Source organism: Gaiella sp. (assembly GCF_035558935.1).
Lineage (GTDB): Bacteria > Actinomycetota > Thermoleophilia > Gaiellales > Gaiellaceae > Gaiella.
Genome location: NZ_DATMBZ010000004.1, coordinates 1 through 15,177, shown reverse-complemented (window position 1 = coordinate 15,177; position 15,177 = coordinate 1). Strand labels below are relative to the sequence as shown.

Sequence of the window (15,177 nt, the reverse complement as noted above, 5' to 3'; positions counted from 1 at the left end):
AGACTCTGCACGAGCTCGCGCGGCTTCCGCTCGGGACGCCTGTCGTCATCCATCCCTAATCTCCCGCCGTGCGGCTCGCCGACGCGATCTCGCTCCGCTCGCGCAGGCGAAAGCTCGCGCTCTTCCTGGAGCTGATCCGTCCCGACCCGTCGACGACGGTGCTCGACGTCGGCGTCGACGAGGTGTCGCTCGGCGAGTCGGGCGGCGAGAGTGGCTGCACGACCCACAACTTCCTCGAGGAGCGATATCCGTGGCCGGAGCGGCTCACCGCACTCGGGCTCCACGACGGGACACGTTTCCGCGCCCGCTATCCGCGGATCGAGTACGTCCAGGGCGATGCGTGCGCCCTGCCCTTCGCAGACGCGACCTTCGACGTCGTGTACTCGAACGCCGTCATCGAGCACGTCGGAGGGCACGAACGTCAGCAGGCGTTCGTCCGAGAGGCGCTCCGGGTCGGCCGGCGTGTGTTCCTGACGACGCCCAACCGCTGGTTCCCGATCGAGGTGCACACCCGGCTGCCGCTCGTCCACTGGCTGCCGCAGCCACTTGCGACACGCGTCTACGAGCTGGCCGGCAAGCCGTGGGCCGGGGAGAACCACCTGCTCGGGCCTTCCGACCTGCGCCGCCTCTTCCCCGGCGAGGTCGAGATCCGCAATCTCGGCATGACACTCGTCGCGACCACGTGACGCAGCGATTCCCTCGCGTCGCGCTGCTCGCTCTCCTCGTCGGGCTCGCGCTCCACAACCTCGCAATGGCGCTCCTCTGGCAGGTGGGCACCCGCGACACCGCGCTCGACGTGGTCGCGGCCTGGAAGGACGCGCTTTTGCTCGTGGCGGTGGCCGCGGCGCTGATCGGGGCCGGGGCGCTTCCGCGACTCGGCTGGGCCGATCGGTTCGCGCTCGCGTACGGCGCGATCGTCGTCCTCTACTGGCTCCTGCCGCAATCGTGGCTGGGCGGAGAGGCGACGGCGCGCGGCGAGCTCTACGCCCTCCGTCACCACCTGCTCCCTCTCGGCGCGTACATCCTCGGGCGCCTGCTCGTCCTCGACCGCACCTGGTGGCGGCGTGTGGTCGCGACGCTCGTCGGCGTCGGAGTGGGTCTCGCAACGTGGGGACTGGTGGACGTCTACCTCGTGCCGTTCCAGTGGTGGCGCGACTCGGGCGTACCGGACTGGTTCTCGCAGCAGCTCGGGCTCGCCTACCGCTGTCTCTCCGGCCTCCCGGAGAACTGGATTCTGAACACCGACGAGGAGAGCCCGGCGCGCCGGCTCGTGTCGACCTTCCTGAGCCCGCTCGCGACCTCGTACGCGCTGGTGATCGTCATGCTTCTTGTCGTCGCCATGAGGCCGCGCCGATGGACCGTCGCGGCCGGCATCGTCGTCTACGCGGGCCTGCTCTGGACGCACACGCGCGCCGGATTCGTCGCGCTCCCCGCGGGGCTGCTCGTGCTCGCCCTCCTGCGGCGCTCCTGGCCGCCGGCGTTGCTCGCGGCCGCGTCCGTCGTCGTCTCGATCGCCTTCGTCGCGCTCTTTCCGACCATCGGGCCGACGACGACGTACACCCCGGCCGAGCTCGCATGCCTGCGGAACAATGCGGCGCAGGGCGGGGTCAAGAGCGACGACCCGTTCTCGACGGGAGAGAGCTCGACGTCGAGCCATCTGACGGCGCTCCGGGACGGCATTCGCACGGTGGCGCGACACCCGTGGGGCTACGGGCTCGGCAACGCCGGCGTCTCGGCGTCGCGGACGGGGCTGACGCCGAAGGCCGGCGAGTCGACGTACACCGAGCTCGGCGTGGATGCCGGGCTGCTCGGCTTCGTGGCGTTCGTGGGGTGGCTCGTCGCCCTCTTCGTCGCCCTCGTGCCGCGATCGCAGTGGCTCGCCGCGTCGGTCGCCGCTGTCGCCGTGCTCGGGCTCCAGACCGACGTGATCGGGATCCACTGGCTCTCGGTCGCCGTGTTCGCCCTCGCAGGTGCGGCGCTCCGCGCCGCACCTGGAACTCCTACACCCGAGGGCGTCCTCTGACGGGCCCCTGTTCTAGTGCCCCGGCGAAGGCGGGGCACCGGAGCCGAAGCTCGCGCGCCGCTCGACGTCCGCCTCGTCGACCATGTGGCCGTCGCGGCCGACGTAGCCGCCCTTCGCGCCGACGACGAGCATCACGAGGTCCTCGTCGCCGCCGTTCGAGACACGGCGAGGCGTCGTCGACGAGACGTGCACCATCCCGCCCGGGCCGAGCAGTCGCTCCTCACCCTCGACCTCCACCTTCGCGGTGCCGGCGTGGACGAAGTAGAGCTCGTCCTGTTCGTCGTGGTAGTGGTGGAAGCCCGTGTAGCCGCCCGGCATCACGATCACGTTGACGCCGAAGGCCTCCACGCCGAGCGCCTGGCGCACCTTGCGGAAGCCGTAGCCGTCGCCGAGCTCGTCGATCGTCCCGAAACCGTGTGTCATGTCGCTCCTCTCGTGCCGAGCACGGCGTCGATCGTCCGCCGTAGCCCTTCCTCGAACTCGACCGTCGGCTCGTACCCGATCGCCTCGCGCGCCGCGGTCACGTCGGCCCACGACTCTCGCACGTCACCGGGCTGCGGGGGGCCGAAGCTCTTCTCGACCGGCCGGTCGAGGATCCTGCCGATCGTCTCCGCGAGGTGGTTGACCGTCTCGGAGCCGCCGGTCGCGACGTTGAGAACGCGCCCGACGGCGGCCGGCGCGTCCGCTGCGAGCAGGTTCGCGTCGACGACGTTCTCGACGTAGGTGAAATCGCGGGACTGCTCCCCGTCGCCGTGCACCGTGACGGGCCGTCCGTCCGCAATCGCCCGGATGAAGCGCGGCACGACCGCGGCGTACTGGGAAGTCGGGTCCTGCCGGCGCCCGAAGACGTTGAAGTACCGCAGCGCAACGGTCTCGATCCCGTAGACGCGAGTGAAGCTGACACAGAACCGCTCGGCGGCGAGCTTCGCGACGGCGTACGGGGAGAGGGGGTTCGGCGCCTGCGTCTCGACGCGGGGAAAGGTGCCGCCGTCGCCGTAGACGGAGGACGACGACGCCGCGACGACGCGGCGGATCCCCTCGTCGCGGGCCGCGAGGAGGACGTTCAGCGTGCCTTCGACGTTGACGGCCGTCGACGTGAGCGGATCCTGCACGGAACGCGGCACCGAGCCGAGCGCGCCCTGGTGGAAGACGACCTCGACGCCTCGCACCGCGGTGTGGACACGCTCGTAGGAGCGGAGATCGCCTTCGACCACCTCGACCTCGCGCCCGAGCGCGGCGAGGTTCGCGCGGCTCCCCGTCGAGAAGTTGTCGAGCACGCGAACGTCGTCGCCACGCGCGAGCAGCCGCTCGACGAGGTTCGAGCCGATGAAGCCCGCGCCGCCTGTCACGAGCACCCGGGTCATGCGGCCCGGTCGGCGACGACGTGGTAGTTGGCTGCGAGCGTGCCCGGCCGTTCGTCGCGCAGGAGCTCGAAGCGCCGGTCGAGAGCGCGCGCGGCTCGGTTGAGCCCGGAGACGAGCGCCCCGCGCAGCGGGCGCAGCGGCGTGCGCCGCAGGACGTGCTCGAGGTAGATCGCGTTCAGCATCGCGAGTGACGAGGCCGTGCCGGAGCCGGCGGACACCGTAACCGAAGCCCACTCGCCGTTCTCCGAGAAGAGCCGCCCGAGGCCTGCGCCCGTCCAGCGCCAGAGGTCGACGGGGTTCGGGTGGTAGACGAACGTCCCGTGCGTCGAGAGGAGCACGCGTCCACCGGGGCGTGTGACCCGGCCGAGCTCGCGCACGCCCTGCGCGGGGTCGTCGACGTGCTCGAGCACCTGTGCGCAGAGGACGACGTCGAACGAGGCGTCCGGGGCCGGGATCGCCTCGATCGGCCCCCGCAGCGACGCGCGGGGGTTGTCCCACGTGTCCAGGCCGACGATCTCCTGCGTGTGGGGCTCGAAGAGGTCGAGGTACGGCATCTCGCCGCAGCCCACGTCGAGCAGCCGGTAGGCACCGAGCTCGGTTGCGGCGCGGGCGGCCTCGGCGGCGAGCCAGCGGACGAGCGGAGCGCGCACCGCGTAGGTCGGCGTCGAGAGGGGCGGGTCGAGCCGCTCGTCAGTCACGGACGGTCACCAGCCCGAACGCGATCCACGTCAGGGCGCCGAGCGGCAGCCCGGCGACGAGGCCGATCCCGGTCCAGACGCCCGCGACGACGCAGAGCCAGCCGAGCCCGACGAGCGCGGCCGGCGACGAGCGGAGGCCGCGGATCCCCGCGGTCACGCCGGCGGCCGCGAGTCCGAGCAGGAGCGCGATCCCGGCGATTCCCAGGTCGGCGGCCGCCTGGAGGTAGAGCATCTGGATTCCCCACGGATGCTCCGGCGAGGGAAAGGCCTGGTCGGGCTCGCTCGGAAAGCGCGCCCGTGCGTCGGCGAGGAACGGCCCGTAGGCCCATTCTTCGCTCGAGGCCTGCCAGCCGACGCCCGTGACGGGCCGGTCGAGCCAGATGCGCCCGCCGATGTAGGCGAGCAGCGTGCGGTGCGCGTAGCTCTCCACACCCGTGTCGGCCACCCGCTCTCGAAGGCCGATGAACTCGGCGAACCGCTCGATGGTGCTCGCCCTCATGACGGCCGTCCCGGCCGTGACGAGCAACACGACCGCGGCAAGCGCGAGCGCGGCGCGGGGACGCAGGGTGCGCACCGCGCGGGCTCCGAGGAGGACGGCCGCCAGCGCCAACCAGAGCCCGACGACCGCCGTCATCGCGCCGGAGAGGACGACGCCGAGCGCACCCGTCGCGAGCGCGACGAGCGACCAGCGCCGGCCCGTCGGCCGGCCGTCGCCGAGTGCGATCCCGGCCGCCCCGACGACGAGCGCGGCGCCCGAGAGCGCGGCGAAATCGTGGATGCCGACGAACGACGGCTCCCGCTGCCCCGGCCGCTTTCCCTCGAACTCCGAGACGATGCCGAGGAACTGGAGCAGCCCCCACGAGGTCGCGGCGACGGTCCACGCCGTCACCGCCCGCAGCAGCGGCACGGCGTCGAGCGTCGAGCGGACGAGCAGGACGGTCGCCGGCAGGAGGGTCGCGTACCACGCGAACTTCGCAAGGCTGATCGCGTGCGTCGTCAGGTCGTAGTCCTCGCCGAGGAGCGACGGCGTCGCGAGCGAGACCGCCCCCGCGAGGACGAACGCCGCCGCCAGCGCGGGCACGACCCACGCACGGCGGAGCGGCTGCCAGCCCTCGTGCCGCGCGCGGACGGCGGCGGCCGCGAGGACGCACGCGATCGCGGCGTCGGCGAGCGTGACGTCGACCGACGAGTCGCCGAGGCCGAGCGACACCGTCGGCTGGTAGGTCGCATGCAGGAAGAGGAACGGGATGGCGGCGGCGAGCACGACTGCCTCGGGCGCCGCATTCCCGACGAGTGCCCGCAGCGTCCCCGCGGACGGGTGCGCCCGGGGCAGCGGCTCGGCCGTCACGCGGCGGACTGTAGCGAGGGCCTCACCCGGCGCCCCTACACTGACCCGTCACATGGCACCGAGCGTTCTCCGGCGCCGTTTCGCGACCGCAGCCGGGCTCTACCTCTCGGTCGCCCTCGGCATCCTCGGCACGATCGCGGCGGCGCGGATCCTCGGCCTCCACGACTTCGGGCGCTTCGCGACGGTGACGGCCATCGTCGGCCTCGCGCAGACGCTCCTCGACCTCACCGTCGAGGAGAGCCTGACGAAATTCGGCTTCCGCTACGTCGCCGGCAAGGAGTGGGGCAAGCTCCACCGCCTCTTCCGCCGCGCGCTCGAGCTCAAGCTCCTCGGGGGTGCGCTCGCGTCTCTCGTGATCCTCGCGCTCGCCCCGTTCGCCGACTCGATCTTCGGCACGGACGGCCTCGCCGGGCCGATGGCCGCGGCGGCGGCGATCCCCTTCCTCGCCTCGCCGGAGAACGTCTCCGCGAGCGCCCTCCTGCTGCGCGGGCGCTACGACCTGCGCGGCGCGCTTCTGTCCGTGACGATGGCGATACGACTGCTCGCCATCCTCGTCGGCGCATCGATCGGCGTCACCGCGGCACTCGGCGCGCTCGCGCTGGGCCAGCTCCTCGCCACCGCTCTGGTCGCCACCGCGGGAACGGTCGCGCTGCGCCGATTTCCGCGCGCCGAGCCGACGCCGCTCGGGAGCGACCGGCGCGAGATCGTCTCGTTCGTCGTCCAGTCGAGCGTCGCGACGGGAGTGATCTCGCTTCGTGCGGCCCTGACGCCCGTGCTGCTCGGCCTCGTGGCGGGGACGACGCAGGTCGGCTACTACCGCGTCGCCCAGGCGCCGCAGAGCGGGTTCTCGGCCGCGAGCGCACCCGTCCGGCTCGTGCTCCTGACCGAGCAGACGCGGGACTGGGAGCACGGGCGCGAGGAGAACGTCATGCAGGGCCTTCGTCGCTATACGCTCGGCGCCGCGGGAGTCGCGGTCGTCGCCGTTCCCGTCTTCCTCCTCGCGATGCCGTGGCTCGTCCGCGTCGTCTTCGGGAGCGAGTACCTCCCGGCGGTCGACGCCGCGCGCATCGTCCTCGTCGCCGCGGCGATCCTGCTCGTGCTCGGCTGGTCGAAGTCCCTCCCGGTGACGATCGGGCGGCCGCACCTCCGAATCGTCACCCACGGCATCGAAACCGCCGTGCTGCTGCCCCTGGTCCTCGTCTTCGGCGCACGGTGGGACGTGACCGGCGCGGCCGTCGCGGTCCTCGTCTCGACGCTCGTCTTCGCGGCGACCTGGGCGGTCGTGCTGGTCCGGCTGAGAGCCGAGCTGCGTACGGCCCGCCGCGTCGGCGCCCCGAGCGCGGCCGGCTCGTGAGAGTCGTCCTCGTGTCGGGCATCTGGCCGCCCGACGTCGGCGGGCCGTCGAGTCATGCCCCCGCGCTCGCGGCGGCTCTGCTCGAGGCGGGTCACGAGGTGGAGGTCGTGACGACCGCAGACGTCGCTCCTGAGTCGCGGCCGTATCCCGTGCGCTGGGTCGCGCGCTCGCGGCCCGCGCCGCTTCGCCACCTCGCCGTCGTACGCGAGGTGGCCTCCGCCGCCCGGGATGCCGACCGCGTCTACGCGACGACGATGGTGCGACGCGCGGCCCTCGGCGCCGCGCTGGCCCGGAGGCCGCTCGTCGTCAAGCTGGTCGCCGACGAGGCGTTCGAGCGCGAGCGGCGGTCGGGCCGCTTCGACGGCTCGTTGGAGGAGTTCCAGGCCGCGCGTGGCGGTCCGCGACGCCGTCTGCTGCGCGCGACCCGGACCGTCGCGCTCCGGCGGGCCGAGCGCGTGCTCGTCCCGAGCGCCTACCTCCGCGGGATCGCCCGCGGCCGGGGCCTCGCGCCGGAGCGCGTGAGGGTCGTCCCGAACCCCGCACCCGAGCTGCCGCAGCTCCCGTCACGTGAAGAAGCCCGTGCGGCGCTCGGCGTCACCGGGCCGGCGCTCGCGACCGCGGGACGACTCACCGCCCAGAAGGCGCTCCCGGACGCGTTGCAGGCGATCGCCCGCGTGCCCGCGGTGGAGCTCTTCGTCCTCGGCGACGGCTCCGAACGACCGGCTCTCGAGCGTGAGGCGGAAACCCTTGGTGTCTCCGACCGCGTGCGCTTCCTCGGCGCCGGGACGCGCGACGACGTCCTGAGGCTCTTCCGAGCGGCCGATGCGGTGCTCGTGACGTCCGCGTGGGAGAACCTGCCGCACACCGTGCTCGAGGCGCTCGCAGTCGGGACGCCGGTGATCGCGACGGCGGTGGGCGGGATTCCCGAGGTGGTCGTCGACGGCGAGAACGGGCTGCTCGTGCCGCCGCACGACGTGGACGCAATCGCCGCGGCCGTCGCACGGCTCGTACGCGAGGAGGATCTTCGGCGCGCGCTCGCGGCGGCGGCGCCGGGATCGGTCGACGGGCTCTCGGAGCCGCGTATCCTCCGGCTGATCGTGGATGCGATCGTGGACGACGCATGAAGCCGCGCGTCCTGATGGTGGGGCGGACCCGCTACCGCCTTCCGTTGAACGGCTCGCTCGGGCGCAAGTTCGACGCGCTGCGGGAACGCCTCGACCTCCGCGTGCTCGGCGCCGCGCCGCGCGGCGAGGCAGCCGGCGACGAGACATTCGGCCTGCAGCGGGGAACGCCGGTCGGCGCGTTGGACGGGCCGCTGTTCTACGGCTCGCTACCCGTACGGATCGCGCGCGAGCTGCGACGGTCACCCGCGGACGCGATCCTTGCCCAGAGCCCGTACGAGGCGCTCGCCGCGTTCGCGGGCCGCACGCTCGCCCGGAGCGACGCCGCGGTCGTCGTCGAGATCCACGGCGACTGGCGCACCTGGTCGCGGCTCTACGGCTCGCCCGCGCGCGCCGTGGTCTCGCCTCTCGCGGACCGCGCAGCACTCGTCGCGATCCGCCACGCGGACGCCGTGCGCACGCTCTCGCCGTTCACGACAGGGCTCGTCCGCGACGCGGGCGTCGAGCCGGCCGGGGTGTTCACGACCTACACGGAGCTGACGGCGTTCTCGGAGCCGCCGGTCGCGCCCTTGCCGGAACGCCCGACGGCGCTCTTCGTCGGTGTGGCCGAGCGGTACAAGAACATCCACAACATCGTGGCTGCGATCCGGCTGGCCGCCGAACGGCTGCCGCAGGCCGGATTCCGGCTCGTCAGCGACGGCAAGCATCGAGAGGTTCTCGAGGAGCTCGCCCGCGAGCTGCCTGCTCAGGTGACATGGGAGCGGCGTCTTGAAACCCCCGACGTCGTGCAGGCGTTCGACGATGCGTGGCTCCTGTTGCTCGCCTCCCGCTCGGAGGGGACACCGCGCGTCGTGCTCGAGGCGCTCTGCCGGGGGCGCGCGGTCGTCGGCGCGAGAGCGGGCGGGATCCCGGACGTCGTCTGGGACGGCGAGACCGGCCTCCTCGTCGACCCCGACAGCCCGTCCGAGATCGCAGACGCGCTCGTCCGCATCCTGAACGACCGTGCGCTCGCCGAGCGCTTTGGTGCCGAGGGACGCGCCCGCGCGGACGCCTGGACGTACACGCCCGAGGAATACGCGGATCGGGTGGTCGAGCTCGTCGCACGGGCCGTGGGGGCGCGTCGCACATGAGGCTCGTCGTCGTCACCCAGCAGGTCGATCCGTCGAGCCCCGTCCTGGGCGCGACGGTCGTCAAGCTGCGCGCGCTCGCGGCCCGCGTGGACGAGCTCGTGGTCCTCGCCGACAGCGCGATGGAGGGGGTCCTGCCGGACAACTGCCGCGTGCGCCTCTTCCGCGCGAGCCGGCGCGCAGGACGGGGCCTGCGGTTCGAGACGGCCCTCGCCCGTGAGCTCGCACGCCGGCCGCGACCTGCGGCTGTGCTCGCGCACATGTGCCCGATCTACGCCGTGCTCGCGGCGCCGCTCGCGCGGCCGACCGGCGTGAAGGTGCTGCTCTGGTTCACCCACTGGCGGCGCAGCCGGCTGCTCGCGACCGCCGAGCGGATGTCGACGCGCGTCCTCAGCGTCGACGCACGCACCTTTCCGCTGCGGTCGCGCAAGCTCGTTGCGATCGGGCACGGGATCGACGTCTCGGGGCTCCAGTGCGTCGGCCGCCCTGCACGGGAGCCCCTCACGCTGCTGGCGCTCGGCCGCACGTCGCCCGCGAAGGGTCTCGAGACGATCCTGCGGGCAGTCGAACAGGTTCCCGAGGTCTCGCTCCTCCTCGTCGGGCCCTCGGTGACCGAGGACGAGCGGCTCTACCGGATCGCGCTCGAGCGGCTCGTGATCGAGCTCGGCCTCCTCGACCGGGTGGAGATCCGTGGCCCGACGCCTCACCACACGGTGCCCGGGCTCTATGCGGAAGTCGACGCGCTCGTCAACGACATGCGCGAGGGCGCGACCGACAAGGTCGTCTACGAGGCTGCGGCCACGTGCCTGCCGGTGATCGCGTCGAACCCGGCGTTCGACACGCTCCTGCCGGACGAGCTGCGCTTCGCGCACGGGGACGTCGAGGGGCTCGTCGAGGCGATCCGCAGGCTCGGCGACCTGGACAGAAACGCGGTCGGCCGCTCCTTGCGCGAGGTGGTCCTGCGCGAGCACTCGGTCGACGTCTGGGCCGACCGCGTCGTCGCGCTCGCGCGATGAGCGCCCGCGTCCTGCACGTCGCGAAGGTCGCGGGAATCTCGGGCTCCGAGAACCACCTCCTGCTCCTCCTGCCCGCGCTCCGGGAGCGCGGGTTCGACGTCCGGTTCGTGATGCTCCACGAGGGCGAGCCCGGCGCCGCGGAGCTCGCCGACCGGCTCGAGGCGAGCGGCGTCGGCGTGGAGCGGCTGCGCCTTCCCTGGGCAGCCGATCCCCGGTCGTTCGCACGACTTCTTCGGATCATCCGCCGTGTGCGGCCGGCGATCCTCCACACGCACCTCGTCCACGCCGACTTCCACGGCCTCGCCGCGGGCAGGCTCGCGCGGGTGCCGGTGCTCGTCTCGACGAAGCACGGCTTCAACCCGTTCCGAAGCGGAAGGGCCTTCGCCGCGGCCGACCGCGCCGTCGCGCGCCTGGCGGACGTGCACATCGCGATCTCGGCGGGCCTCGCGCGCTATCTCGCGGCGAACGAGGGGTTCGACCCGGGGATGTTCGAGATCGTCCACTACGGGATCGAGGCCGGGCCGCCCCCTCCGCCGCTGCCGGGCGTCCCGCGGCTCGCCGTCGTCGGCCGTCTCGTTCCGATCAAGGGCCACGACGTCCTGCTCCGAGCACTGGCGCTCGTGCGGGAGCAGCTGGCGGAGGTGACGCTCGAAGTGGCGGGCCACGGACCGCTCGAGGCCGAGCTGCGCGCGTCCGCCTCACGACTCGGGATCGTCGACGTCGTCTCGTTCCTCGGACGCGTGGCGCCGCCCGGGCCGGTCTTCGAGCGGGCCGAGGTCGTCGTCGTGCCGTCGTTCGGCGAGGGGTTCGGAATGGTCGCGCTCGAGGCGATGGAGCGGGGCCGCCCCGTGGTCGCGAGCGACGTCGGCGGCCTGCCGGAGATCGTCGAGCACGGTCGCACGGGCCTCCTCGTCCCGTCGGGCGACGCCGACGCACTCGCCGAGGCGCTCGTTGCGGTTGCGGGCGACAGCGCACGCGCCGCGATGATGGGCGCAGCCGGTCGGGAACGCGCGCTCGCAGAGTTCTCGCAGGAGCGCTGCACCGACCGCATCGAGGCGATCTACGGCGCGGCGCTCGCGGCGGCCGGGGCGCGGCGCCTCCGCACGAGCTCCCACGCACGCTCGACGGCGAACGCCGCGAGCAGCGCCAGCAGGAAGTCCCAGGGCGCGCGGTAGCGCACGGTGCCGGCGAAGACCATCGCCATCAGCGTGTTGAAGCCGAGGAGCAGCGCGGCGAGCACGACGAAGCGCCGCGGCGCGAGGAAGGCGCCCCAGAGCGCGAAGGCGTAGAGCAGCATCACGAAGGCCGGCTCGACGGTGCGCTGCGCGAGGTTCGAGAGCCCCTGCTGGCCGGGGTCGTCGGCGGCGACGCTGAGAAACGGCGACCACAGCATCCCGACGGCCTGCACCGCGAGGCGCCCCTTCTCCCCGGGATGGTCGCGCCAGAAGTCGAAGACCTCGTCGCGGTAGAACGACGCCTGCGCGCACTCGTCGACGGCCTTCGCGGCGGCGACCGAGATTCCGGCCGCCTTCTCGGGCCACGGCGGGACGTTCGGGAGGTCGGGGACATCGTCGATCCATCCGCCACGCGCGAGGACGTCGTACGTCGCGGGGTTGTTCGCCTTCCAGAGCGCGCGGGTGTCGGTCGTGATCGTCGCGCAACCGATCACGACCTCGTTTCGGATCACCCAGGGCGCGGTGACCGCCGCGGCCCCGACGACGACGAGCACCGCGGCGAGCACGGCGCGGCGTGCGGGACGGACCCGCCACGCCACGTAGGGAGCGAGGACGAGCGGCAGGAGGAGCAGCCGGGCGTTCGAGAGGATCGCGAGGCCCACGACGGCGCCGGTGGCGAGAGCGAAGAGGAGCGAGCGCCGCTCGAAGGCGACGAGCGCGAGCAGCACGATCGCGGCGGCGAGGAGGCCGTCCAGGATCTCGCGGTTGACGTGCACGTCGTGCCACACGAGGTACGGGTGCAGCGTCGTCATGAGCGCCGCGACGACGCCGGTCGAAACGGACCCGAGCCGGCGGCCGATCAGCAGCACGAGCAGCGCCGTCGCGACCGCTACGAGCACCTGCGCGAGCCCTACGACGGCCCAGGAGCGCTCGAGCGGCCAGTAGAGCGCAGCGAGGAACCACGCGTAGAGGGGCTGTGTGTAGGCGGACGGAACCCCGGGGAGGAAGCCGAAGGTGCCGCTCGAGACGAGCGTCTGCGCGAACGTGTCGCTCTTCTCGACGTACGCCTCGAGAATCTGGTGGCGCTCGATCGCGAGGGCGAGGAGCCGGGGGAGCGCTGCGGCGGCGACGACGAGGGCGATCGCGGGACGTGGTATCCGTTGCGCTGTGTCGCCCACGACTCCGGAACGGTACGCAGTGGTCTCCTGCCACGTCGAACGACCGCTCGACGACCGTGTCTGGGCCGCGTTCTCGAACCTGCAGGAGAGCCGGCCGGGCGGGCTCGCGATCGCCGCGCTCATGCGTCCGCCCGACGCCGGGGCCGGCGAGCGCGACGAGGAGCGCTGGCTCGCACGGGCGCGCGAGGCGGCGGACCGCGGCCCATTCGGCCACCACACCCACTTCACGAGCCCGACGCACGCCCGGCCGACGACGGGTGACCCCGCGGAACGCGTGCGGCGGGAGGCCGAGTGGCTGCACGAGCGTGGGGCCCGGCCGACGCTCTTCTGCGGCGGCGGGTGGTACACGGACCGCTCGGTGGCGCTCGCATGTGCCGAGCTCGGCTACGTCGACTGCACGCCGCGGGCGTCACGCCCGCCGTATCTGCCCGACGACGCGGCGTGGGTGGAGCTCGACGCCCCGGCACGTATCGAGATCGACGGCCGCAACCTCGTCGCCGTCCCGACGACCCATGGCGCAGGCGCGCTCGCGCGCGCCGCTCTCCTTCCCGGGCTTCCGGCGCGAGTCCACGCCTACTTCCACGACACGGATCTCGTCGCCCGTCCTCGCCGGACGGTCATCGTCTGGGCGCTCCGGATGCTCGGCCTCCGCAGCGCAGCGACCGATCTCGACGCACTGGCGCCGGCCGTACGCGAGCACGGCCGCGTCGTCGCCTGGGATGACCTCGCGCGCGGGGAGGCGGCCGACCTCCGGGCGTAGAATCCCGGCGTGCCGAGCGAGGCGCCCACGAAGCCTCCTGCCCGCCCCGAGCCGACGCCGGCGCCGCCCGGCGAGCCACCCGGAGACATCAGGCGCTCGCGCCTCTACCTGCTCTCGCGGGGCCCGTTCGTCAGCCTCCTGCGCCGCGGCGTGAGCGTCGCGGCGCTCGTCGTCGCCGACGTCGCAGGGCTCGCGCTCGGCCTCTACAGCGCACTCGTCCTCCGCTCGCTCGTCTACGGCGACACGGTCTTCTGGTCGCTCCTGTGGGACACCGGCCCCGCGGAGTGGCTGCCGTTCCTCGCACCCATCACCGTGATCGTCTTCTTCCAGGCCGGCCTCTACGCGCCTCGCGAGCGCCGCGCCGGCTCGGGGCGGATCCTGGCCGCGCTCGTCCTCGTCGCGCTGATCATCCTCGCGTTCGGCTTCGGGACGGACTACGACTTCACGACGACGGGGCTGATTCCGACCGCCGTCGCGACGAGCGCGATCTCCATCAGTCTCCTGCGCGCCGCCTACGACTCGGTGTCGCTCGAGCTGATGGGGCTGGCCGGAGTCCGCAGGCGCCTGCTGCTCGTCGGAGGGGAGGACACGTTGCCCGATCTCGAGCGACAGCTACGCGCCTCGCGTGGCGGCATCGGCGTCGACGTCGTCGCAGTCCTGGCCGTCGCACCCGGGCCGGCCGGGCTCAGCGGCTCGCTCGACCGGATCGCCGCTCTCCTCGACAGCGAGCGACCCGACGAGGTCGTCCTCGCCGAGGCGCACTTCGACGAGCAGACCGTGCTCGACGTCGTGCAGCTCGCGCACCGGCACGGGGTCAAGGTCAAGCTGGCTCCCACGACCACCGAGCTCCTCGTCCACGAGGGCGAGTACGTCCCCGGTCAGGGCATTCCGCTGTTCGAGCTGCGGCCGCCGATGTTGACCGGCGTCGACTGGGCGACCAAGCGGGCGTTCGACCTCGTCGTCTCCATCCTCTTCCTCGTCCTGGGGATTCCGCTGTGGCTGCTGATTGCCGCCGCGATCAAGCTCGACTCGCGCGGGCCGGTGCTCTACGTCTCCCGACGGGTCGGCGTCAGGGAGCAGGAGTTCGGGATGTTGAAGTTCCGGACCATGGTCTCGGGGGCCGCCGAGCAGCAGGACGCGCTCGAGGAGGAGAACGAGGCGTCGGGAGCGCTCTTCAAGATCCGAGACGACCCCCGCGTCACGCGGGTCGGCCGGGTGCTGCGGCGGCTGTCGCTCGACGAGCTGCCGCAGCTCGTCAACGTCCTGCACGGCGAGATGAGCCTCGTCGGCCCGCGGCCGTTGCCGCTCCGCGACCACGCGATGCTCCAGGAGTGGCACCGGGCTCGCTCGCTCGTCCTCCCGGGGATGACCGGGCTCTGGCAGATCTCGGGCCGCTCCGGGCTCGAGTTCGACGACCTCGTCCGGCTCGACTTCACCTACATCGAGAACTGGTCGATCTGGTCGGACGTGTCGATCATCGCCCGCACGATCCCGGCCGTCCTGAGCGGCCGCGGCGCGTACTGAGCCGAGGTCGGTCGTGGCGGGCCTCCCCAGGGCGTAGGGCGGTCTCAGAGACCGTCGTCTGTCAAGGCTGTGGACGGATTGGCACGAAGGCGTGACGAAGAGGCGTCCTCGGGAGAAACCCTCTCTGTCCACGCGGTTCGGGCTGTTGATCGATCGGCACGGGATCGGCACGCTTTGCCCTTGACAGAGATCGGTCTCTGAGGCCGCCGTGGCGCACGGGGACCGGCAGAGCAGGTCCCTACACTGGCGCTCGTGCGCCAGCCCCGCATCCTCGCCGTGGCGTCCGCGGTCGACCTCGACTTCCGCTACGGCTGCACGCCCGCGTGGTGGCAGCTCTGGAAGGGGCTGTACGAGGTGGGCGTCGACCTCGTCGTCACGCCGTACCGCGGGCGGCCGGTCGAGTCTCCCTGGTGGCGCACGGCACCCAACCCGACGTATCGCGAGGGAGAGAGCTACGCCGCGTTGCGGAGCGGGCTCGCGCGCCTCAAG

At 72.8% G+C, this 15,177-nt stretch carries 15 protein-coding genes; 10 read left to right on the top strand and 5 right to left on the bottom strand.

Annotation, left to right across the window (positions count from 1 at the left end; all coding sequences use genetic code 11):
• Nucleotides 1-68 precede the first annotated feature (68 nt).
• Together VNM44_RS00430 and VNM44_RS00425 are read left to right on the top strand one after the other, a co-directional pair.
• A complete protein-coding gene (locus VNM44_RS00430) occupies nucleotides 69-686 on the top strand; it encodes a class I SAM-dependent methyltransferase (protein WP_325621404.1) in 618 nt (205 codons plus the stop codon).
• Nucleotides 683-2,023, top strand: a complete 1,341-nt coding sequence (locus VNM44_RS00425) for an O-antigen ligase family protein (RefSeq protein ID WP_325621402.1) — start codon at nucleotides 683-685, stop codon at nucleotides 2,021-2,023. The genes VNM44_RS00430 and VNM44_RS00425 overlap by 4 nt, the downstream gene beginning before the upstream one ends.
• A gap of 12 nt (nucleotides 2,024-2,035) precedes the next feature.
• Here VNM44_RS00425 and VNM44_RS00420 read toward each other — a convergent pair whose 3' ends face one another.
• From VNM44_RS00420 to VNM44_RS00405, 4 genes are read right to left on the bottom strand one after another with little or no spacing between them, the layout of a single operon-like run.
• Nucleotides 2,036-2,446 (bottom strand): cupin domain-containing protein, encoded by a 411-nt coding sequence (locus VNM44_RS00420; RefSeq protein ID WP_325621400.1) that lies wholly within the window; start codon nucleotides 2,444-2,446, stop codon nucleotides 2,036-2,038.
• The gene (locus VNM44_RS00415) at nucleotides 2,443-3,387 is read right to left on the bottom strand and encodes an SDR family oxidoreductase (RefSeq protein ID WP_325621397.1); all 945 of its coding nucleotides are present in this window, start codon (nucleotides 3,385-3,387) and stop codon (nucleotides 2,443-2,445) included. Before VNM44_RS00415 ends, VNM44_RS00420 begins: the two co-directional genes overlap by 4 nt.
• Nucleotides 3,384-4,085, bottom strand: a complete 702-nt coding sequence (locus tag VNM44_RS00410; RefSeq protein ID WP_325621395.1) for a class I SAM-dependent methyltransferase — start codon at nucleotides 4,083-4,085, stop codon at nucleotides 3,384-3,386. Before VNM44_RS00410 ends, VNM44_RS00415 begins: the two co-directional genes overlap by 4 nt.
• On the bottom strand, nucleotides 4,078-5,433 hold the full coding sequence (locus tag VNM44_RS00405) for an O-antigen ligase family protein (protein ID WP_325621393.1): 1,356 nt from the start codon (nucleotides 5,431-5,433) through the stop codon (nucleotides 4,078-4,080). The genes VNM44_RS00410 and VNM44_RS00405 overlap by 8 nt, the downstream gene beginning before the upstream one ends.
• Before the next feature lie 52 nt (nucleotides 5,434-5,485).
• Between VNM44_RS00405 and VNM44_RS00400 the strand changes: the two genes are divergently transcribed.
• Genes VNM44_RS00400 through VNM44_RS00380 form a run of 5 tightly spaced genes read left to right on the top strand, consistent with a single transcriptional unit; the run spans nucleotide 5,486 to nucleotide 11,226 of the window.
• Nucleotides 5,486-6,787 carry a lipopolysaccharide biosynthesis protein gene (locus tag VNM44_RS00400; RefSeq protein WP_325621391.1) on the top strand — a complete coding sequence of 434 codons (1,302 nt, stop codon included), beginning with the start codon at nucleotides 5,486-5,488 and terminating at the stop codon, nucleotides 6,785-6,787.
• A gap of 11 nt (nucleotides 6,788-6,798) precedes the next feature.
• Nucleotides 6,799-7,911, top strand: a complete 1,113-nt coding sequence (locus VNM44_RS00395) for a glycosyltransferase (protein WP_325621389.1) — start codon at nucleotides 6,799-6,801, stop codon at nucleotides 7,909-7,911.
• Entirely contained in the window at nucleotides 7,908-9,038 is a 1,131-nt protein-coding gene (locus VNM44_RS00390) for a glycosyltransferase family 4 protein (RefSeq protein WP_325621387.1), read from the top strand. Before VNM44_RS00395 ends, VNM44_RS00390 begins: the two co-directional genes overlap by 4 nt.
• Entirely contained in the window at nucleotides 9,035-10,051 is a 1,017-nt protein-coding gene (locus VNM44_RS00385) for a glycosyltransferase family 4 protein (protein WP_325621385.1), read from the top strand. Before VNM44_RS00390 ends, VNM44_RS00385 begins: the two co-directional genes overlap by 4 nt.
• On the top strand, nucleotides 10,048-11,226 hold the full coding sequence (locus tag VNM44_RS00380; RefSeq protein WP_325621383.1) for a glycosyltransferase family 4 protein: 1,179 nt from the start codon (nucleotides 10,048-10,050) through the stop codon (nucleotides 11,224-11,226). The genes VNM44_RS00385 and VNM44_RS00380 overlap by 4 nt, the downstream gene beginning before the upstream one ends.
• On the opposite strand, the gene VNM44_RS00375 is transcribed toward VNM44_RS00380, so the two are convergent.
• Complete coding sequence (locus tag VNM44_RS00375; RefSeq protein WP_325621381.1) at nucleotides 11,112-12,404, bottom strand: glycosyltransferase family 39 protein; 1,293 nt, start codon at nucleotides 12,402-12,404, stop codon at nucleotides 11,112-11,114. The genes VNM44_RS00380 and VNM44_RS00375 overlap by 115 nt on opposite strands.
• Before the next feature lie 19 nt (nucleotides 12,405-12,423).
• Between VNM44_RS00375 and VNM44_RS00370 the strand changes: the two genes are divergently transcribed.
• From VNM44_RS00370 to VNM44_RS00360, 3 genes are all read left to right on the top strand, one after another.
• Nucleotides 12,424-13,164, top strand: a complete 741-nt coding sequence (locus VNM44_RS00370) for a hypothetical protein (RefSeq protein WP_325621379.1) — start codon at nucleotides 12,424-12,426, stop codon at nucleotides 13,162-13,164.
• Nucleotides 13,165-13,173: 9 nt separating this feature from the next.
• Nucleotides 13,174-14,688, top strand: coding sequence for a sugar transferase (locus tag VNM44_RS00365; protein WP_325621377.1), 1,515 nt, complete (start codon nucleotides 13,174-13,176; stop codon nucleotides 14,686-14,688).
• A gap of 252 nt (nucleotides 14,689-14,940) precedes the next feature.
• Nucleotides 14,941-15,177, top strand: a 237-nt coding sequence (locus VNM44_RS00360; RefSeq protein ID WP_325621375.1) for a hypothetical protein, incomplete at its 3' end; no start/stop codon positions are given.